The sequence below is a fragment of the Streptomyces sp. URMC 124 genome, from assembly GCF_051386455.1.
Classification (GTDB): domain Bacteria; phylum Actinomycetota; class Actinomycetes; order Streptomycetales; family Streptomycetaceae; genus Streptomyces.
Genome location: NZ_JBPQTS010000147.1, coordinates 1 through 19,382, shown reverse-complemented (window position 1 = coordinate 19,382; position 19,382 = coordinate 1). Strand labels below are relative to the sequence as shown.

General features: G+C 71.5%; 15 protein-coding genes. 6 read left to right on the top strand and 9 right to left on the bottom strand.

Going from position 1 to position 19,382, the window contains the following annotated elements; all coding sequences use genetic code 11:
• Nucleotides 1-17: 17 nt before the first annotated feature.
• Together ACSNOG_RS25690 and ACSNOG_RS25685 are read left to right on the top strand one after the other, a co-directional pair.
• On the top strand, nucleotides 18-4,643 hold the full coding sequence (locus tag ACSNOG_RS25690; RefSeq protein ID WP_436755078.1) for an amino acid adenylation domain-containing protein: 4,626 nt from the start codon (nucleotides 18-20) through the stop codon (nucleotides 4,641-4,643).
• A gap of 89 nt (nucleotides 4,644-4,732) precedes the next feature.
• On the top strand, nucleotides 4,733-5,503 hold the full coding sequence (locus tag ACSNOG_RS25685; RefSeq protein ID WP_436755077.1) for an acyltransferase: 771 nt from the start codon (nucleotides 4,733-4,735) through the stop codon (nucleotides 5,501-5,503).
• Between the two features lie 22 nt (nucleotides 5,504-5,525).
• Here ACSNOG_RS25685 and ACSNOG_RS25680 read toward each other — a convergent pair whose 3' ends face one another.
• Both ACSNOG_RS25680 and ACSNOG_RS25675 read right to left on the bottom strand, forming a co-directional pair.
• Nucleotides 5,526-5,813: a putative quinol monooxygenase gene (locus ACSNOG_RS25680; RefSeq protein ID WP_436755076.1), complete on the bottom strand. Its 288-nt coding sequence runs from the start codon at nucleotides 5,811-5,813 to the stop codon at nucleotides 5,526-5,528.
• A 200-nt stretch (nucleotides 5,814-6,013) separates the two neighbouring features.
• Entirely contained in the window at nucleotides 6,014-6,454 is a 441-nt protein-coding gene (locus ACSNOG_RS25675) for a winged helix-turn-helix transcriptional regulator (protein ID WP_436755075.1), read from the bottom strand.
• A 64-nt stretch (nucleotides 6,455-6,518) separates the two neighbouring features.
• Between ACSNOG_RS25675 and ACSNOG_RS25670 the strand changes: the two genes are divergently transcribed.
• The gene (locus ACSNOG_RS25670) at nucleotides 6,519-7,211 is read left to right on the top strand and encodes an NADPH-dependent F420 reductase (RefSeq protein WP_436755074.1); all 693 of its coding nucleotides are present in this window, start codon (nucleotides 6,519-6,521) and stop codon (nucleotides 7,209-7,211) included.
• A gap of 483 nt (nucleotides 7,212-7,694) precedes the next feature.
• Here ACSNOG_RS25670 and ACSNOG_RS25665 read toward each other — a convergent pair whose 3' ends face one another.
• Nucleotides 7,695-8,552 carry an MBL fold metallo-hydrolase gene (locus ACSNOG_RS25665; RefSeq protein ID WP_436755073.1) on the bottom strand — a complete coding sequence of 286 codons (858 nt, stop codon included), beginning with the start codon at nucleotides 8,550-8,552 and terminating at the stop codon, nucleotides 7,695-7,697.
• A gap of 57 nt (nucleotides 8,553-8,609) precedes the next feature.
• On the opposite strand from ACSNOG_RS25665, the gene ACSNOG_RS25660 reads away from it, so the two are divergent.
• Both ACSNOG_RS25660 and ACSNOG_RS25655 read left to right on the top strand, forming a co-directional pair.
• The gene (locus tag ACSNOG_RS25660; protein WP_436755072.1) at nucleotides 8,610-9,023 is read left to right on the top strand and encodes a winged helix-turn-helix transcriptional regulator; all 414 of its coding nucleotides are present in this window, start codon (nucleotides 8,610-8,612) and stop codon (nucleotides 9,021-9,023) included.
• A 233-nt stretch (nucleotides 9,024-9,256) separates the two neighbouring features.
• Nucleotides 9,257-9,523 (top strand): hypothetical protein, encoded by a 267-nt coding sequence (locus ACSNOG_RS25655; protein WP_436755071.1) that lies wholly within the window; start codon nucleotides 9,257-9,259, stop codon nucleotides 9,521-9,523.
• 223 nt (nucleotides 9,524-9,746) lie between these two features.
• On the opposite strand, the gene ACSNOG_RS25650 is transcribed toward ACSNOG_RS25655, so the two are convergent.
• The 5 genes from ACSNOG_RS25650 to ACSNOG_RS25630 all read right to left on the bottom strand — a co-directional run bounded on the left by ACSNOG_RS25650 (nucleotide 9,747) and on the right by ACSNOG_RS25630 (nucleotide 14,864).
• Nucleotides 9,747-11,195: an MFS transporter gene (locus ACSNOG_RS25650; RefSeq protein WP_436755070.1), complete on the bottom strand. Its 1,449-nt coding sequence runs from the start codon at nucleotides 11,193-11,195 to the stop codon at nucleotides 9,747-9,749.
• 422 nt (nucleotides 11,196-11,617) lie between these two features.
• Nucleotides 11,618-12,016, bottom strand: a complete 399-nt coding sequence (locus ACSNOG_RS25645; RefSeq protein WP_436755069.1) for a hypothetical protein — start codon at nucleotides 12,014-12,016, stop codon at nucleotides 11,618-11,620.
• The gene (gene rpmB / locus ACSNOG_RS25640; protein WP_436755068.1) at nucleotides 11,965-12,189 is read right to left on the bottom strand and encodes a 50S ribosomal protein L28; all 225 of its coding nucleotides are present in this window, start codon (nucleotides 12,187-12,189) and stop codon (nucleotides 11,965-11,967) included. The genes ACSNOG_RS25645 and rpmB overlap by 52 nt, the downstream gene beginning before the upstream one ends.
• 407 nt (nucleotides 12,190-12,596) lie before the next feature.
• Nucleotides 12,597-13,202, bottom strand: coding sequence for a response regulator transcription factor (locus ACSNOG_RS25635; protein ID WP_436755067.1), 606 nt, complete (start codon nucleotides 13,200-13,202; stop codon nucleotides 12,597-12,599).
• A gap of 213 nt (nucleotides 13,203-13,415) precedes the next feature.
• Entirely contained in the window at nucleotides 13,416-14,864 is a 1,449-nt protein-coding gene (locus tag ACSNOG_RS25630; protein ID WP_436755066.1) for an MFS transporter, read from the bottom strand.
• A gap of 509 nt (nucleotides 14,865-15,373) precedes the next feature.
• Between ACSNOG_RS25630 and ACSNOG_RS25625 the strand changes: the two genes are divergently transcribed.
• Nucleotides 15,374-16,135 (top strand): MerR family transcriptional regulator, encoded by a 762-nt coding sequence (locus ACSNOG_RS25625; protein WP_436755065.1) that lies wholly within the window; start codon nucleotides 15,374-15,376, stop codon nucleotides 16,133-16,135.
• Nucleotides 16,136-16,256: 121 nt separating this feature from the next.
• Here the strand turns inward: ACSNOG_RS25625 and ACSNOG_RS25620 are convergent, their stop codons facing one another.
• Nucleotides 16,257-19,271 carry a WD40 repeat domain-containing protein gene (locus ACSNOG_RS25620; protein ID WP_436755064.1) on the bottom strand — a complete coding sequence of 1,005 codons (3,015 nt, stop codon included), beginning with the start codon at nucleotides 19,269-19,271 and terminating at the stop codon, nucleotides 16,257-16,259.
• Nucleotides 19,272-19,382 lie beyond the last annotated feature (111 nt).

Genomic DNA, 19,382 nt, shown 5'->3' with positions numbered 1-19,382 from the left:
CCCCAGCCCCCGTTCCGGTGCCGGGTCCGGCCCCCGCCGCCGTCCCCGCCGACGCCCCACTCTCCCCGGGCCAGGAGCGCATCTGGTTCCTGGAGCGCATGCTGCCGGGCCGCACCGCCTACAACGAGACCAAGGCGATCCGCCTGGACGGCCCGCTGGACGTGGCGGCCCTGCGTGCGGCGCTGCGCGGCCTGGTGGCGCGCCACGAAGGGCTGCGGACCGTCTTCCGGGAGGTCGGCGGCGAGCCGCGCCAGGTCGTACGGGCTCCGGCCGAGCCCGACTTCGCCGTCGTGGACGGCACGGCGCGCGGTGAGGCGGCGGTGCGGGAGACCCTGGCCGCCGAGAGCGCCCGGCGCTTCGACCTCGCGGAAGGGCCCCTGTTCGTCACGCGCCTGGTGAAGCTCGCGGACGACGCGCACGTCCTCGTGCTGTCCCTCCACCACATCGTGGTCGACGCGGCCTCCGCGACCGTCCTGACCCGGGACCTGTCCGCCCTCTACCAAGCCTGGCGCGACGGCACCGAGCTCACCCTGCCCGAGCTGACGTGGAGCTACGCCGAGCACGCCCGCGAGCAGGCCGCCGCCCTGGAGGGGCCGGAGGCGGCCGCGGACCTGGCGTACTGGCGCGAGACGCTCGGCGGCGACCTGCCCGTCCTGCGCCTGCCCACCGACCGGCCGCGCCCGGCGGTCATGACGTCCAACGGACGGGCCGTCTTCCGCACCCTGGACCCGGAGCTCTCCACGCGGCTGCGGGAGCTGAGCAGGGCCCGCCGCGGGACCCTGTTCATGACGCTGCTCGCGGGTTACGCGGCCATGCTGCACCGGGTCACCGGGCAGGACGACATCGTCATCGGCACGCCGATCTCCGACCGGCCGCAGCGCGCCGAGGACCTGCTCGGGTTCTTCGTCAACACCCTCGCCCTGCGCTTCGACCTGTCCGGCGACCCGTCCTTCGCCGCCCTCCTGGACCGGGTGCGGGGGCGTGCACTGGACGCGTACGACCACGCGGGCGTGCCCTTCGAGGCGGTCGTGCGCGAGCTCGCCCCGGCGCGGGTCCTGGACCGCACTCCCGTCTTCCAGGTCCTCGCCGAGTTCCAGAGCAGCGAGCCCTTCCGCTTCGAGCTGCCCGGTGTGCGGGCCACGCCGCTGGACGCGGGTCCGGACAAGGCCCTGACGGACTTCACCGTCTACTTCACGGACCAGCCGCAGGGCATCCGCTGCCACCTGGAGTACAACACCGACCTGTTCGACCCGGAGACGGTCGACCGGTTCTTCGGCACCTTCCGGGACCTGCTCGCGGCCGCCGTCGAGGCGCCGGAGGCCCCGCTGTCCGGGCTCGTCGCGACGGCCGCCCCCGGCGACCCCGTACCGTCCGCCTGGCAGGACGGCCCGGTGCGGCCCGTCAGCGACGTGACCGTCCACGAACTGGTCGCCCGGCAGGCCGCGGCGGCGCCCGGCGCCACCGCCGTGATCGACGGCGACACCGTACTGACCTACCGGCAGCTGGAGGGGCGGGCCGACCGGCTCGCCGCCGTCCTCCGGGAGCAGGGCGACGGCGCGCCCGTCGCCCTGTGGCTGCCCCGCTCCGCCGACCTGGTCGTCGCCATGCTGGCGGCGCTGAAGTCCGGCCGCGCGTACGTGCCGCTGGACCCCGCGCTCGGCCGGTACCGGGCGGAGACGGTGCTCGCCGAGTCGGGCGCCCGCACCCTGGTGTCCCCGCACGAGCGGGCGGCGGAGCTCCGCCTTCCGGACGGTGTCGCCGTCGTCGCCCCTGACGAGGTCCCGGCGGGCACGAGGGCGGGTGCGGCATCTGCGACGTCGTCCTCGGCCTTGTCCTCGGCCTCGGCCTCGGACAGCGAGTCCCTGTGCTACGTCATCTACACGTCGGGCAGCACCGGTACGCCCAAGGGCGTCGCCGTGCCGCACCGCGCCGTCACCGACCTGTGCGCGTGGCAGCACCGGCGCTTCGGCTTCACCGCCGCCGACCGCAGTGCCGTCGTGTGCAGCCAGAGCTTCGACGCCTCGGTCATGGAGATCTGGCCCGCGCTGACCGCGGGGGCGTCGATCGCCGTCGCCGGCGACGCCGTCCGCAAGGACCCGCTCGCGCTCGCCCGCTGGTACGCGGCGCAAGAGGTCACCTTCACCATTCTGCCGACGGCCCTCGGCGAGACCGTGCTGCAGCTCCCGCCGGGCGACCAGCCGCCGCTGCGCCACCTCCTCCTGGGCGGTGACGTCATGCGCACCCGGCCGCGCCCCGGCACGCCGTACGAGGTCGTCAACGTCTACGGGCCGACCGAGATCACCGTGCTGTGCACCGTAGAGACCGTCGCCCCCGGCCCGCAGTCCGGGGCGCAGTCGGGCGGCGAGGAGATCGCGATCGGCCGTCCCGTCGACAACGTGCGCGTGCGCGTACGGGACGAGTCGGGCGCGCCGGTGCCGGTGGGCGCGGTGGGGGAGCTGTACGTGGGCGGCCCGGGCGTGGCCCTCGGCTATCTGCACCGGCCTGAGGCCACCGCGGAACGCTTCCTGACCGACACCGACACCGACGGTGGTGCGGAGGGCCGGCTGTACCGCACGGGCGACCTCGTGCGCTGGACCGCCGACGGCAGGCTGCAGTTCCGCGGCCGCACCGACGACCAGGTGAAGATCCGCGGCTTCCGCGTCGAGCCGGAGGAGGTCTCCCGCGCGCTCAACGCCCTGGACGGCGTGCGCGAGGCCGTCGTCCTGGCGCGCCGCAACGGCCGGGGCGAGGCGTACCTCGCCGCCTTCGCCGTCCCCGCCGACCCGGTGGGGGACGGCGCCGACGACCGGCAGGCGTTCGCCGACCTGATGGCCGACGCCCTGGCCGAGCGCCTGCCCGAGTACCTCGTGCCGCGCGCCTGGTCGGTCCTGGCCGGGCTGCCGGTGACGGCGGCGGGCAAGCTGGACCGCGCGGGCCTGCCGGCACCGGACCTCGTGACGGCGGCACCGGCCGCGCCGGTCGTTCCTGCCGGTGCCGATGCCGGTAGCAGCTTTGCGATGCGCAAGGACGTAGAGCGCCGACTGCGCGCCCTGTGGGCCGCGGAGTTCGGTACGGACGCCGACGCCATCGCCCCGGACGCCTCGTTCTTCGACCTCGGCGGCCACTCGATCACGGCGATCCGGCTGGTGAACCGGGCCCGTGAGGAGTTCGGCACGGAGTACCCGATGGTGCGCTTCTACGAGGAGCCGACGCTGCGGGCCATGGCGGCGTTCCTGTCCGACTCTTCCCCCGGCGGGGAAACGGAGACGGAGGGCGTGGTCTTCGGCGAGGCCGCAGAGGTCGTGGAGGTCGTAGAGGTTGTGGAGGCCGTGGAGGCCGTGGAGGACCGGGCCCCCGCCAGCGAGCAGCAGATCCGCTTCGCCACGGGCCAGCTCGGCCATCCCCTCCCGCAGGTGTTCAACGTGGCGATGCGCCTGACCCTCACCGGGGACCTGGACGCGGCCGCGCTGCGTACCGCCCTGACCCGGCTGGTCGCGCGGCACGAGGGCCTGCGGACCCGCATCGTCGCGGCGGGCGACGACTGGCAGCAGGAGGTGCTGCAGGCCCGGCCCGTCGACGTGCTGGGCCTGCCCGTGGAGGACCTGAGCGGTCTGCCGGCGGGGGAGCGCGAGGCGGAGGCGGAGCGGATCGCCGCCGAAGCCGCCGAGGCTCCGTTCGACCTGGCCGTCGGCGCGGGGCCGCGGCTGCGCCTGCTGCGGACCGGCGAGCGCACCTGGGTGCTGCTGTTCGTCCTGCACCACGCCGTGTGCGACGGGTGGGCCGTCAGCCTGCTGCTGAAGGAGCTGGCCGCGCTCTACGGCGCCGCGGCGAAGGGCCTGCCCGACGGGCTGGCGCCGGATCCGCTGCAGCCGGGTGCGTACGCGCGCTGGCAGCGCGAGCACGCCGACCCGGCGGCCGACGAGCGCAAGCTGGCGTTCTGGCGGCGGGAGCTGGACGGCGTGCCGTTCGGGATCGACCTTCCGCTGGACCGGCCGCGCCCCGAGGAGCCCAGTGGACGGGGCGGCGCCGTGATGTTCACGGTTCCCGCCGACGTACGCGCGGACGTCGACCGCCTGGCGCGCAGCAGGGGCACCACGCCGTTCGTGATCACCGTGGCGGCGCTGGGCCGGCTGATGGCCCGCACGTCGGGACAGTCCGACGTCGTGTTCAGCATCTCCTACGCCAACCGGGAGCGGCGCGAGTTCGAGTCGCTCGTGGCCTGCACGACGTCCGGTTTCGCGCTGCGGGTGCGTGACGGCGAGGCGGCGTCGTTCGCGGCGCTGACGGACCGGGTCGCCCGGACGTCCGTGGAGTGCATCGACGAGCTCGTGCCGCCGCGGCGTCTCGCCCCCCTGATGCAGCGGGAGGGTGTGGACATGCCGGACCGGCTCGCGGTCGGCTTCGCGTACCAGAGCTCGCTGGAGACCGACATCGACATGCCGGGCCTGACGGCGGCCGTCGAGGACCTCGCGCCGGCCGCCTCGCGGGCGGAGCTCACCTTCGGGCTCGTTCCGGCGGGCGACGTGCTCGCGGGCATGGTCGAGTACTCGTCCGACCTGTGGGACCGGGAGACCGTCGAAGGCTGGGCGCGCGACTACGTCGAGTTGCTGCGCGAGGAGGTCCGGGCGGCCCTCGCGGACTGATCCGTCTGTCCGGCCGGCCCGGCCGGTGGGGTGAAGATCACAGGTCACCCCCGTCGGCCGGCCGGCACGCGGCCGACTACCGTGTCCGGGTGCCGAAGAACCGGAACACGTTCTCATCCGACGCCTCCGCCGCCCTGCGCGCGTGGGGGCGTCGTGCCGCGTCCCGCGCGGTCCACCGGGGCTGGCGGTGGATCCAGCAGGCCGGCGCGGTGACCGCCGAGCAGCCGGGCCCGTACCGCTTCCGACGCATCGGCCCCGCGACCCGGCTCGCCTTCCCGCTGGGCACGGTCTTCGGCGAGCGCTGGATCGAGCTCGGCGACCACTGCATCATCGGCGAGCAGGTCACCCTCACCGCCGGCATGATGCCGGACCTCGACCTCGGCCCCGACCCCGTGCTCCGCCTCGGCAACGGCGTGGTCCTCGGCCGCGGCAGCCACGTCGTGGCCTCCCAGCCGGTGACCTTCGGCGACGACGTCTTCTGCGGCCCGTACGTCTACGTCACCAGCGACAACCACTCCTACGACGACCCCCACCAGCCCATCGGCCGCCAGTGGCCGCGCAGCGCCCCCGTGACCATAGGCTCCGGCAGCTGGCTCGGCACCGGCGCCGTCATACTCCCGGGCGCGCGCCTGGGCCGGAACGTGGTCGTGGCCGCAGGCGCGGTCGTCCGCGGCGACATCCCGGACCACGCGGTGGTCGCAGGCGCCCCGGCGAAGGTCGTCCGCCGCTGGCAGCCGGAAACGGGCTGGGTACCGCCCCTGCGTTCGGCACCCCCGGTCCCGATCCCCTCGGAAATGACAGCGGACCAGCTCAAGGCCCTCGCCGACCTCGACCTGCCCCCGTCTCCGGACGGGCCGTAGCCGAGGCCGCGAGCCTTCCTGCCTACCGCGACACCAGGAAGTGAACCTGGCGGGGCTTGACTTCCAGGTCGCTCAGCCCGTCGGGCGTCGCTCCCATCTCACGACCGACCTCGGCCGCCGCCCGGAAAGCCTCCTCGGACTCGAACGCGCCCGTGGTGACGACGGCTTCGCCGTCCGGGGTGACCCAGACCCCGACGGACAGGAACCCCGGCTGCGCCCGCGACGCCTCGGCGACCTCGTGGCAATGGCCGATGAACTCCTCCAGGTGTTCGGGTGCCGGGTAGTGGAAGGCAACAAAACCGAACGACATGACGGTGTCCCCCTCGGGTTATACGGTGCCGTATGAAAGGAGGCTAGGCCTCTTGCGCCCCTTCGTACAGCCGGTTGCACGGGTGAGGCGGGACACAGATCGGCGCAGAGAAGGCCCCGTAGGGTCGGCGGAGCGGAGTGGTGACCAGGCCGTTGAGGCGGCGGTGAGCAGGTGATCACCCCGCTACCTTGCGGCTCGAGTCAGGGCGCGTGCGACGGGTCGTCATCCGCCGGGCCGGTGAGGACACCTTGGCGCCGGTGCCGGCGCATCCTGTCCTGTGCCGCCAACACTTCGTCTCCATAAGCCGCCGCCCAGGCTCCCAGGGCGCGGATCGGCGTGAGCAGGGCGGTGCCGGCTTCGGTGAGCGTGTAGTCGACGCGGGGCGGAGCCTCGGCGTAACGACGGCGCTCCACCAAGCCGTTGTACTCCAGCCGCCGCAAAGCCTCGTTGAGCACCTTGGCGCTGATACCACCGATCCGGGTCAGCAGCGCGCGGGGCCGCATCGGACCCGACTCGCCGAGGACGTAGACGACCACGCTGTCCCAGCGGTTGGCCAGTACCTCGACGGCGATCCGGGCCCGGCAGTCCGCCGCGAACGGATCCCCGCCCATGCTGTCCCCGTCCACGTCCTCCTGCTCCATGCGGACATTCTGCCTGGCCGATGCCTACCGGACGGTGTGCATCGGCTCGCCTAGCGTCCCGAGCATGACATTCCACGACACCAAGGGGAGCAGAACGATGCGCATCGGCATTCTCGGCACGGGGGCCATGGCGGCGGCACTGGGCGGGGCCTGGGTGCGGGCCGGGCACGAGGTCATGGTGGGCGGCCGGGACGCTGCTGCGGCTGCCGGCACGGCCGCGCGCATGGGGGCCGCCGCGCACGGCAGCGCCGTCGAGGCCGCGCGCTACGGAGAGGCGGTGCTGCTGGCCGTCCCCGCCGACACCGCACCGCAGTTGGCCGAGGAGCTGGCCACCGAGCTCGCCGGACGGACCGTCCTCGACTGCACGGTGCCGATGAAGCCCTCCGGCGACGGCCCGGTCCTGTCCACAGCCGGGGGTACGGACTCGGTCGCCACACGCATCGCGGTGGCTGCGCCGGACGCTCATGTCGTCAAGGTGTTCGGCATCTGCCACGAGAGCATCTGGACCCTGCCGCAACCGTCTTTCGAGGGCGCTCCGCTGGCCGTGCCCTTCTGCGCGGACACCCCGTCCGCCGCCGCACTGGCGGGGGAGCTGATCGCGTCGATGGGGTGCACCCCGCTGCCGTGCGGCGGTCTGCACCGGGCTGCACTGCTGGAGGCGGCAGCGGTCTTCGCCGTGGGCGTGTGGTGGTCCGGCGGTGAAGCCCGCCACGCCTTCCCCGTCCCGGCCCTGGCCCCCGGTGCCGTCGACGACTAAGACGCACCTGCCCGGGCGTCCCGGTTCCGCGTTCCGGGCAGCCTGCTGCTGCCCTGGTCAACGGTGGCCGCTGGGAGAACCCCACCGGCTGCCACGCGAGCAACTGGCCCGGCAATCCCGCCCTGATCGTCAACGCCACCGACGGCATGGCCTTCGTGGAATCGGACCTGTCCTGCAAGAACTTGGTCGATATTCTGCTGCCGACCCAGGCCCGTTTGGTGCCGAACGCATGGTCCGTCGCCTTCTACTGAGCGGCGCCCGAGCAGTCCGGATGCCGCTGATCGCCGAAGGGCTGCTGACAGGACCGCGTGGGAGATACGTACGCCAACGTGCTGAGGGCCGGAGCCCAGTAGCAGCGCCGCCTCAGTTCGCGGTTCTCGCGGGTTTCCTGGACGGCCCGAGTCATCTCTGGCTCACGCCTCTTGGGCCTCTCGGCACCTCGTTGCGTAAGAAGCGCCCCTCCGAGCGTGCCCGCCACACCCGTCACGCGCCGGAGGGCGTGGTGAAACGCGCGAGTTCCCAGGGGTCGTGCGCGCTGAAGACGGTGACCTGGTCTCCGTGGTCGAGACGGAGGGCGTGCAGCCGTTCGCGGGTGGCGAGGCGGGCGTCGGTGTCGGTCTGGGCTCCGTCCTGGATCGGAGCGAAGGCGGGGTGGCACAGAGGCGGGGTCTGCTCGATCTCGCCGTGGTACATGTACGCGTCGCCGGCGTGCAGGAGCCACCGTCCGGCATCGTCACGCACGGCCACGCCCGAGTGGCCCGCCGAGTGGCCCGGCAGCGGCACCAGCAGCAGCTCACAGGCCGGCCCCTGCGGACGCGCCACTCCCGGGAAGCCGAACCACTGTGCGCCCTCCTCCGCGACGGCGGGCGTCAGCAGCGGGCCGTGCGCCCGATGCGCCGGCATGAAGCGGTCGAGGCTGTGCTGGTGGTGCGGGTCCGCGGGGTCGGTGACGGCCCGGTACTCGGCCGGGTGCACGTGCACCCGTGCGCGAGGGAAGTCCGGCAGCCCTCCGGTGTGGTCGCGGTGCAGGTGGGTGAGCACGATGTGCCGCACGTCCCGCGGGTCGTAGCCGAGGTGGATGATCTGCCGCAGCGCGCTCTCCTCGGGATGCCGGGCGGGCTGGGCGTAGGCCACCCAGTCCGCTCCCAGTGTCCCTTCGGGGTCGTGCCGGTCAGCAGTACCGAGGCCGGTGTCGACCAGAATCAGCCCGTCCGAGTCCGTCTCGATGAGCAGGCAGTGGCACACGGTGGCCAATGGGCCGGTCGCGGTGCCTGTGAGGCGTTCCTCGCCGAGCGGGGGAATCGTCCGGAGAGAACCGCAGTTCAGGTGATGGATACGCAAGATGACCCCCGAGAGTAGCGTGCGGGCTGTTCACGCGAGACGTTAGGAAGGGCTGCCGTGACTCACCAAACGGTTGGACACGCACGGCCGGTCGACCACGGCCCGCTGGCGGACTGTCCCGACAGCGACCTTGTTCCGCCGGGCCACCACCCGCACTGCCCCGTGGACATCACCCTCGCCACGCTGGCCGGCCGGTGGACGCCCCTGGTGCTCCGCGAGTTCCTGCGCCGCGGCCAGGCCACGTACTCGGAGCTGTCCACCGCCCTGCCCGCCCTCTCGGACAAGGTCCTCTCCGACCGGCTGGCCCACTTGACCGGCGCCGGCGTGATCGAGCGTCACCGCACCCCCGGTTGGCCCCCACGAGTCCGCTACACACTCACGGCGCGGGGCCGGGCCCTGGAGCCGGTGGTGCGCAGTATGTGGGAGTGGGGCACCGCGCGATGGCAGGACACCTGCAGCCCGGACATCTAGTCGGAGAAGTTCCAGAACATGCCGACCTCGGCGTCCGAGATAATGATCAGGCCGTAATCCTCCCGGTAGACGCTCAGCGGGCTGTACGCCCAGCTCGACGATGTGAAGGGCAGCGACGTCGACGGCAAATGGTGTCCCGGCCTCGATCGCCCCGGCGTTGCGGTTGGCTCGCAGGCCGAGCCGGGAGGCCGGGCGCCGCATCAGGCGATGTGGGCTGCGTGTACGGTCACGATATGGATGCCAGTCGCCGGCCCAGTCTTGATGAGATCGAAGAGTGCTTCGTTGCACTTGTCGAGGGACGCCTGACCCGGGACGAGGCCGACCGCTGGGCCGCACGGTGGGTGGCCGACGACGGACTTGACTGGGACGACACGTCCTGGTGGGCGCTCAAGCTTCTCTACGGAATCGACCTTCCTGCGGCCGAGAGCGGCAGCTACCTGCACGACGACGAGCAGGTGCGTGCGTGGCTCGCCGAGCTGAGGACACGCCGGGCGGCGTGACGTGACCGGAGCCGCGTTCGCGCCAAGGACGGGCTCAAGTCAAGCTCTGCACCGGGGACGGTGGTGACACCACGGGCCGATACCGCATGTGGCCCGGTGGGGCGGGAGTGGCGCAGTTCGGGAAGTCGTGGGAGAGGGGCGCCGGAGGCTGGCTGGGTGTCCTGGCGGGAGATGGCGGCGGCCCCCCCCCTGGTGATGGGGCGAGGCCGCCGGGTGCGGTGGGTCAGGTGCGCTGTGCCGGCTTGGGAAGCCGGAACATCAGAGCCCACATCACCGCGAGGGCAGCGATGACGTACCGGATGCTGCCCGCGAAGGCGCCGGTCACGGTGGTGCCGTGGCTGCCTGCGGGGGCGTGGGTGAAGAACACCACGGAGGCCAGCGCGATACCCATGGCGGTGCCGAGCTGCATCGCGGTGTTGAACAGTCCGGCCGCGGAGCCCGCGTCCTCGTGGTCGACCTGGCTGAGGGTGAGGCCTGCCAGGCCGGCGCCGATCATGCCGAAGCCGAATCCGAGCAGGATCATCGGGGCGACGGCGGCCGCGAACGGTGTACCGGTTCCCTGGTCGCTCACCAGCAGCTGGTAGCAGGCCAGGGTGGCGGCGACCAGGAAGACACCCGCCTGGGGCACCCGCCGCATGTGGCGTGCGGCCCACTTCGAAGCGAGCATGGCACCGGCCATGCCGCCGATGGAGATGGCGACGGAGGCCGGAGCGAACTGCTCCGGGGACAGGCCGAGCCCGTCCTGCATGAACAGGGTCCACGTCAGCAGGAAGACGCCGGAGACCAGGCCGAAGACCAGCTGGGCGGCGAGCCCGCCGGTGAACGCCTTGCCCCGGAACAGGGAGAGCGCGACCAGCGCCGAGCCGCCCTTGGCGGTTCTGGCCCGCTGCTGGGCCACGAATGCGGCCAGCACGAGGGCGCCCGCGACCAGCATGGCGAAGCTCCAGGCCGGCCAGTGCCGCTCGCCGCCCACGGTGAGCGGGTAGGCGATCAGCAGCACACCGGTGCTGGAGAGCACCATGCCCAGCGGGTCCAGGCGCCGTGCCTGCAGGTCACGGGACTCCGTAATGAACCGGAGGCCGAGCAGCACCGTGGCCAGCCCGATGGGCAGGTTGATCAGGAAGATCGGCCGCCAGCCCAGTCCGGCGATGTCGGCAGCGGTCAGGACGGCGCCCAGGACGGGGCCGAGCACACCGCCGAGCGACATGATCATGCCGTACAGGCCGAACGCCTTCGCGCGGGATTCCCCGTCGAAGGTGACGTGGATGGTCGCCAGGACCTGCGGCACCATGGCCGCCGCCGCGGCGCCCTGAAGAGCCCGCGCGGCGATCAGAACGGCCGGGCCGGTGGCGATGCCGCACAACAGCGAGGCGAGAGTGAACACCGCGGTCCCGGCGAGGAAGATCCGCTTGCGGCCGTAGAGGTCACCCAGGCGCCCGCCGGTGATCAGGGCCAGAGCGAAGGCGAGGGTGTAGGCGGCGGGGATCCACTGCACTGCGGCGCTGGAGGCGCCGGTGTCCGCCTGGATCGACGGCAGTGCGGTGTAGACGATCGAGCCGTCGAGCGCGTTCATCAGCTCGGCGACGAGCACCACGATCAGGGTGATCATGGCAGTACGGCCCGGCCCGGCGCCAGGGCGCGGCCGGACGGAGGTGGAGGTGTCGGTAGACACGGAAACGCAAATTCCTGTTCGTGTTGAAGGTGGGACACGGGCAAGCCTGGGCGTGCCCGTGTCGTCGCCTGCAAGCGCGACAGGAGCGGAAAAGGGCATGACGAAACCCAGGCCATCGGGTACACCGCGGTGGAGGCATCGCCGGGAAAGCCGCCCATGGCGGACAACCGGCAACAGTGCCTCACAACGAGCGGTTACAGGGCCTGGGAGATACGTCATCACCTCGAAACGCGGAACAGATGAAGCGCGAGCGCGCTTCGCCATCTTTTCCACGGTAGAGGAGGCTTCATCCTGAGCAAACCCATTTTTTCGACCGCCCCGGCCCACGCCTGTCACTGCCCGGCGCCCTGCACGGCGCGATCTTGGAGGTGCCGTTACGGCCCGCTTCCGCAACGCGACGGAGGGCGGAGCGCCGGATGACATCAACCCTGATCCGGGGGCTGCAAACGACTGAGCAGTCGTTTACTGTGCCGTCCGTAGTCCGGGTCATTGAGGGCGGCGGTGACGAAATCCGTATGCCGCAGCCGGCGGTCGAGGCGCGCCTCGAGACAGCCGATGCAAAGGACGTTTTCCTCGCCGGCGCCGGCGCGCTCCCATACGCTGTCGAGCACGGTGTACCACTCGTCCGGCCCGTCAAGAGGTGCGGTCAGCAGCCCGCAATCGTGACAGGGAAACTCATCCCTCTCGGGACGGCGGCGCCACATGCGGACGACCGCATCGAGGATGTGAATCCTGTCCTTGAGGTGACCGAAGCGAAGGCCCGAAAGGCTTACGCCGAGACCCGGCGCTCCACCTTGCCCTTTTTGATGCACGAGGTGCACACCTTCATACGTACGGGCGTGCCGTCTTTGACCGCCCTGACCGGTTGGATGTTCGGATTGAAGCGGCGGCTCGACCGCCCCTTGACGTGGCGGACTTGGGCACGGAGCCCCGCGCGCGCGACGCGCCTCCCCAAGCTGGGCTGCTTGCCGCATACATCACATCGACTGGACATCGTGTCTCCCGGTTCTGCGACGGATACCGTCGCTCTTTGCTCCCTTGACTGACCATGCGTGTCGGAGCCGGCCGGCCTGACGGGCACTCAGTGGTGCATTGCCGTCCATGGAGTCAAGGGCTCGTTTTCCTGGCATTCAGTACTGGCCAAGAGAAGGCCATGCTGGAGGCGCCGGGCCGGCCGGCGGCCCGCGCCGAGTTCACATTCTTCCAGAGCCGTTCGGAATGCGCTCCGCCGATTTGCGCTCCGGTTTTCCCGAAAGGAGCGCGCTGACCTGCGGTTATGTGAAGTGAAGAGCCATCAGGAGACATTGCGGAAGCTCCTGTGGAGAGGAAAAGTGCATCGTTCTTCGTGCAGATTGCACGCCTCGATCGCGTGGTGTTCCGGTCGGCAGCCGGAGCCCTCGGTCAGATCCAGCCATGCGTGGCGGCGGTACGTATCGCCTCGATGCGGTTGCGTGCTCCGGTCTTGCGGTTGATGGCGGCGAGGTTGTTGCGGACCGTTCCCGGTGAGAGATGCAGTGTCCCGGCGATTTCCTGCGGTGTCCGTCCTTGCGCGGCCAGGCGGAGGATGGCGATGTCGCGTTCGCTCAGCGGGTTGTCGGGGGCGTGCAGGGCGTCGGCGACGATCTGCGGGTCCAGGACCCGCTCGCCACGGGCGGCCGTCCGAACGGTGTCGGTCAGCTCTCTGACGGACGCGCCTTTGCTCACGAACCCTTCCACCCCTGTCTTGAGGGCGGTCCGCAGGGCACCGGGGCGATCAGGAGAGGTCACGATGATGATGCGGCAGGCGGGCAGGGCGGCTTTGAGCTGGGCTGCGGCCGAGATCCCGTCCAGCCCGGGCAGATTGGCGTCCAGTAGCGCCACGTTCGGGCGGGTCCGCAGGGCGCTCGGCACGACGTCGTCGCCCCGCGGCACCTGTGCGACCACGTGCACACCGGGTTCGGACGCCAGGACAGCAGAGAGCGCCTCGCGGGTCAGTCGCAGACCATCTGCGACCAGCACTCGGATCATGGGGTGGTAGTTCCTCTGTCAAGGACCTTGGGAAAGGAAGCGCGGTGGCCGGCCCGGCCAACCCCGGGCCTCCCGGGCCCGCAAGGGGGCTCGGGAGGGGCTCGGGAGGGTCCCGGCACACGGTGTGCCGGAGCGCGAGCGGCTCTCGTACCGGCGGCTGTGCGGCAGGCCCTGGGCCCGGACCTGCCGCGCCGGTCCGGGCTCAGGAGGGTTTCAGCCTGTTCGCCGGCGTCCGGGCAGCAGGAGCATGAGGGCCCACATCGCCAGCAGGGCGCCGATGACGTACCAGATGGTTCCGGCGAACGCCGTGGTGACGGTGGTTCCCCGGCTGCCGGCCGGGCAGCGGGCGAAGAACACCACGGAGGTCAGTGCCGTGCCCAGAGCGATCCCGAGCTGGGTCGAGGTGTTGAACACCCCGGACGCGGAGCCGGCGGAGCCGTGGTCGGCCTGCCCCAGTGTCATCTCGGCCAGGGCCGCCCCGATCAGGCCGAGACCGAGTCCGACCACCAGCATTGGAGCGACGGTCCACACCAACGGCAGACCGGTGCCCCGGTCGGCGATCAGCCACGCATAGCTGCCCAGCGTGGCAGCGGCGAGGAGAGCCCCGGCCTGCGGAGCGCGCCGTCCCTGACGGGCGGCGAGGCTCATCGCCAGCCAGGCACCGGCCATTTCTCCCAGGGAGGCCATCACGAAGCCCAGCGCCGCCTGACCGGGAGACAGGCCGAGGCCGTCCTGCATGAACAAGGTCCACGACAGGAAGAACACGCCCGACAGCAGCCCGAAGACGAGCTGTGCGGCCAGACCCCCGCAGAAGGCCCTGCTCCTGAACAGCGCCGGCACGACCAGCGGCGCGGCTCCCCGCGCGCTTCTGGCCTTCTGCTGGAGCACGAAGACCGCCAGGACCGCCAGGCCCGCAGCCGGCATGAACAGACTCCAGGCGGGCCAGTGGTGTTCCGCGCCGACTGTCAGGGGATAGGCGATCAGCAACAGGCCCAGGCCGGACAGAGCCATGCCCAGTGGGTCGAGGCGCCGGGCGTTGTGCTCCCGGGACTCGGGGATGCAGCGCAGGCCGAGGAGCACCGCCGCCAGGCCGATGGGCAGGTTGATCAGAAAGATCGGCCGCCAGCCGAGGCCGAAGAGATCGGCGCCGGTGATGACGCCTCCCAGGACCGGCCCCAGGACGCTGCCCAGCGACATGACCGTGCCGTACAGGCCGAATGCCCTGGCCCGGGAGCCCTTGTCGAAGGTGACGTGCAAGGTCGCCAGGACCTGCGGGACCATCGCCGCCGCGGCGCCGCCCTGGACGATGCGTGCCGCGACCAGCAGGTCCGGGGTGCCGGCGAGACCGCAGACCGCGGATGCCGCGGTGAAGGCGCCGGTTCCCAGCAGGAAGACCCGCTTGCGGCCGTAGAGGTCGCCCAGCCGCCCGCCGGTGATCAGCCCGAGGGCGAAGGTCAGCGAGTAGGCAGCGTGGATCCACTGGACCGCGGCGCTCGAGGCGCCGATGCCGTCCCGGATCGACGGCAGTGCGGTATCGACGATCGAGCCGTCGAGCGCGTTCATCAGCTCGGCGGCCAGCACCACGATCAAGGTGAGGGTGCGGGCCCGGCCCGGCCCGGCGGCGGGGCGTGGCTGGACGGAGGAAGAAGTGTCGGTAGACACGGAAACGAGGATTCCTGTCCGCGTAGAGGAGGAAAAAGGGCAGGCCTGGGCATGCCCGTACGCCTACAGCGCGACAGGAGCGAAGCGAAAGGTATGACGAAGCCCAGGCCATCGGGTACACCGCCGCCGAGGCACACGTCAGCAGCCCGCCATGGCGGGCAACCGGAAAGAGCCTCAAAACGAGCGGCTACAGGGCCTGGGAGATACGTCATCACCTCAAAACACGTCGTCGGACCCCCGAACGGTCACGACAGAGCTGCAACAGGCTAGGAGCCCCGGGACAGCCCTGCAACCGAATATTCAGCTCATGACGGGTGCCTCCGCCGCGGGGCCTTCCGTGGGGTCCGGTCGTCGCCGTCGCCGTCGCCGGTGGGGGTGGGGGTGGCTCGTGGGCTTGGAGCCGGAGATGCCCGGATGCCGGGGTTGATACTGCCGCTGCGGCAGCTTCTACCGTTCTGAACAGGGCCGGAGAGACCGGTCCGATGGAACGATTCGTGAGGGAGACGGCGATGGCGTGGCCGACCGCGGAGGTCGCCCGGATGTCGGGCGTGACGGCCCGAACGCTGCGGCACTACGACGAGATCGGTGTGCTGCCGCCGGCGTGGGTCGGCGCCAACGGGTACCGCTACTACGAGGAGCGGCAGCTGCTGCGGCTGCAACAAATCCTCGTGCTGCGGGAGCTGGGCGTGGGGCTGCCCGAGATCGGCCGGATCCTGGCCGAGCAGGTCGACGAGCTGGAGGCCCTGCGCGGGCACCGCGACAGGCTGCTCGCCGAACGGGACCGCCTCGACGCCCTGGCCGGAACCGTCTCCCGCACGATCGCCGAACTGGAGCAGTCCAGGAAGGACGGTAAGCCCATGACCAGCATCAACCGCCCGGAGAACCTGTTCGAGGGTGTCCGGCCCGCCGTATACGAGGAGAGCCTGCGCGATTTCCCCGAGCTGGCCGAGGACAACCGGCGGCGCGTGGCGGCGATGAGCGAGTCCGAGATCGATGCGGGGCACCGCCGGCGGACCGCGCAGATGATCCGTCTGGCCGAGCTCATGGCCGCTGGCCTGCCCGCCGACGCCGACCAGGTACAGGCCGAGGTCGAAGCCCAGTACCGGGCACTGACCGAAGCGCGTGCCGTCTCCACCGAGGAGTTCCGGGCGATCGGACGCTCGTGCGTGGACAACGAGGCGTGGAACGCGGCCTACGAGACGATCGCGCCGGGCCTGGCCGCCTATCAGCGCGACGCCATCGAGGCATACGCCACGGCCCGGCTGAGCTGAGCCGAATCCCACGGGCACCGGCCCGTCGCTGAGGGGCTGGACGGCCTCAGCCGGTCCGTTCAAGTCGGAAACAAGTGGGGAACACGAGCGACCCCGGGGATTTCGCGCGGAGGTTGAAGGCTTAGGCAAGGTCTTCCGGCGTGCGGCCGAGCAGTAGTTGGTCGAACAGGGCTCCTCCACCGTTGCTGAGCAGGCTCATGCTGGTGATCCGTGGCAGTCGCCCGCCCGTGAGGGCCCACAGGTCCACGCGTACGGTCCTCCATTCGACCGGCGGGCGGCTCGGGACGCGGTGTTCGACCAGCACGCTGTCGGGCGGCCATGTGGCGTCCCCGACGGATACCACGACCGAGGGGCTCGGCCAGGCCACGCCGATCCGTACGCTCATCCCCGCGGTCTGAGGGCCTGCGGCCTTCCAGGCGAACTGGAAGTACCGGTACTGACCCGGCTCGGGACGCTCCCTGATCTCGAAGTCCCAGTCGGGAACGGCGTGGCCGAACGTGCTGCCCCTGAAGGCGGGGTGCGCCTGCCCCGGCCCGTTCATCCGGAGGCAGGTGCCGCCGGAGAAGGCGTCGCCGCGCTGGAAGCCGAACATCGGGTTGTGGCCGTGCTGGAATGACGCCCGCAGGTCCTCGGTCCGTTCGTCGAAGAGGACCGCCCGCCCGCGCCGGGCGAGCACGTCGCGATGGGAGGCGCCCAGGGGCCGGCCGTGGAGTACGAGTTCGCCGAGCCGGATGTTGCCGGCCGGCCAGCTGCCGCCGCCGGTGGTGGCGAACCGGAACCTGGCCGCACGGAGCGGCGGTTGGACAGGGTGGCTGTGCAGCGCCTCGTCCACCTCTCCCGACAGCAGCATCGGGCCGTCGTGCCAGACCTCGTTCTCGGTCTCCCACCACTGGAGCCGGACGTCGCGCAGCCACGATTCGGGGTGCGCGGGATCCTCGGCGAAGGTGACGCCGGTGAGCTCCACCTGAGTGCGGAAGGTGTCGATGGTCAGCAGGAACTTGCCGTGCCATCCGCTGTCCACGAGGTTGACCACCAGCCAGGGCAGCCAGGGCACCGCGGGCGGGTCGGTCCGCCCGTCGTACAGCGTCCCGATGGGGTTCTGCGCCGTCAGGTCGATGACGAGCCGCGGGTCGGTCAGCTCCGCGCTGATCAGGGCATGGGTGTCCTTGATCAGGTTGGGCGTCAGGCCGAGGGGCGGGTGGATGGTGTTGCCCCAGCCCGTCCTGCGGACGACCGGCGTCGGGTCCGGGGCCAGCAGCGTGGGGCGGATGTCGGTCTCGGTCGGGGCGAGCCGGCTCTGCCACCGCGGCCGCATGCCCGTGTCGTAGCGGACCACGACACCCATCCAGGTGGCCGCCAGCAGATCGCCGCCGGGGAGCCAGGCCGGTACCGGCAGGGCCCGTAGGTCCGGGGCCGCCAGTACGGTGCCGTCGCGATCGAGCACCACCAGGGTGCCCAGCTCGCTGCCGACGGCGACCCGCGTCCCGTCCGGCGAGACGCGGGGGCGCCGCAGCAGGTCGTCCCCGGTGTACGTCCACAGCAGGCCGCCGTCGGCGTCGAACGCCTTCAGCTGCGCGCGGGAGGTCACGGCGATGAACGACCCGTCGTGCGAGACGGAGACCTCCTCGGCGGGTGTCGCGATGGTGTTGGCGAGTGCGCCGCCACGGATCACGTACAGGCGGCCGCCGGCGGCGTTCGACGGGATGACGACGGTGCGCCGGTCCCCGCTGACCGTACCGCCGCCGAAGACACCCGAGTCGGTGACCGTGATCGACCAGAGGGTGGACCCGTCGGCGGCCGAGAGGCCGGTGATGGTGCCCTGGGCGTAGGTGACCAGCGTCGCGTTGTCGAGGGCGAGCAGCCGCAGGGGCGCGCGGCGGTCCGCCCACCACTGGTGCGCCCACCTCTCCGTACCTGAGGCGCCGCCCCACAGCGCCAAGCCGAGGTCTCCGCCCGCCGCGACCCACGAACCGTCCGGTGCCACCGCGAAGCTGTTGAGCGCGGTGTCGTAGCCCCATTCAGCGCGGGCCCAGTTGGTCGCCTTCTTCGGCAGGCCGAACAGCGCGTACCGGCGTCGCACGGCCCCGTCGCCGCCCAGCAGGTACAGGTGGTAGCCCTCGGCGCTGCGCATGTCGAAGCCCTGCGCGGCGAATCCTCCGGATCCCCCGGATCCTCCGGATCCCCCGGATCCCCCGGACCACGCCGTGGGTGCGAAGGCGAAGAAGTGTCCGATGCGCCGTCGCCAGTCGACGCGTCCGGTGGCGAGGTCGAGGCCGTAGAGGTTGTGGTCCCAGGCGAAGGTGTTGAGCAGGGCTGTCCGCCCGTCGGAGGACACGGCGACGTCGCGTACGTGCGGGCCGAAGGCGTCGGCGGACGCGGTCGGCAGGGGGCCGTGCACCAGGGGTACGACGGCGTAGACCCGTGCCGGTACCGTGCGCAGGTCGGCGGTGAACTCACCGCCCAGCAGGGAGACGGGGTCCCCGGTCAGCAAGTCGATCACGGTGTGCAGGAGCGGCACCCGGACCTTCAGCCTGGCCGTCACGGGAATCCGCTGGGTGTTCAGCAGGCTCACCCGCCAGGCCAGGCCGGGTTCCCAGTCGGGCATGGTGTTGTTGACCGCCCAGATGTACCGGACGGAGCCGGAGGTCCATTCGCTGAGGAGCACCTCCGGGTTGTCGCATTCGGCGACGGGGGGTACGTCGGCGCCGGCGAGCGCCTGCCGCAGGACCGCGGCGTCGTCCAGGAAGTGCCGTCGGAACCGATAGTAGGCCGCGTCGTCGTTGCCGCCGGACTCGCCGAGGGCGACCTTGTCGAAGGAGACGTCCAGCGGGGTGAAGCCGGTCAGCAGCTCCGCCCGGCAGCTGCGGTCGTAGAACACCGGTACCCCGGCCGAGCGCAGCGCCGCGTCCAGTGACGGATCCAGCTCGACGCGCTGGCCGACGACGAGCACCGCGGCGTAACGCCGCAGGGCCTCGGCGTCGACGTCCTCGGTGAACAGGAACGACGCGGGCCGGTGCGCGTACAGGCAGGCGTTGTAGGCCTCGAAGAGCGTACCGAAATACAGGGTGCCGACCTGTCCTTCCCAGCGGTAGCGGGGGCCGATCGGCTTTCCGTCCCAGGTTTCGAGGCGTTGCATCCGGGTGGAGACCACGATGGCGACGCGGTTGCCGTTCTGCGTGGCTGTGGCTGTGGCTGTGGCTGTGGCTGTGGCTGTGGCTGTGGCTGTGGCTGTGGCTGTGGCTGTGGC

What these genes read in the sequence shown, in the direction of transcription:
- ACSNOG_RS25680 (WP_436755076.1), bottom strand. Translation starts at nt 5,813, where the DNA reads ATGTCGTTCGGTTTTGTTGCCTTCCACTACCCGGCACCCGAACACCTG.
- ACSNOG_RS25675 (WP_436755075.1), bottom strand. Translation starts at nt 6,454, where the DNA reads ATGGAGCAGGAGGACGTGGACGGGGACAGCATGGGCGGGGATCCGTTC.
- ACSNOG_RS25670 (WP_436755074.1), top strand. Translation starts at nt 6,519, where the DNA reads ATGACATTCCACGACACCAAGGGGAGCAGAACGATGCGCATCGGCATT.
- ACSNOG_RS25655 (WP_436755071.1), top strand. Translation starts at nt 9,257, where the DNA reads ATGGATGCCAGTCGCCGGCCCAGTCTTGATGAGATCGAAGAGTGCTTC.
- rpmB (WP_436755068.1), bottom strand. Translation starts at nt 12,189, where the DNA reads ATGTCCAGTCGATGTGATGTATGCGGCAAGCAGCCCAGCTTGGGGAGG.
- ACSNOG_RS25635 (WP_436755067.1), bottom strand. Translation starts at nt 13,202, where the DNA reads ATGATCCGAGTGCTGGTCGCAGATGGTCTGCGACTGACCCGCGAGGCG.
- ACSNOG_RS25625 (WP_436755065.1), top strand. Translation starts at nt 15,374, where the DNA reads ATGGCGTGGCCGACCGCGGAGGTCGCCCGGATGTCGGGCGTGACGGCC.
- ACSNOG_RS25620 (WP_436755064.1), bottom strand. Translation starts at nt 19,271, where the DNA reads ATGCAACGCCTCGAAACCTGGGACGGAAAGCCGATCGGCCCCCGCTAC.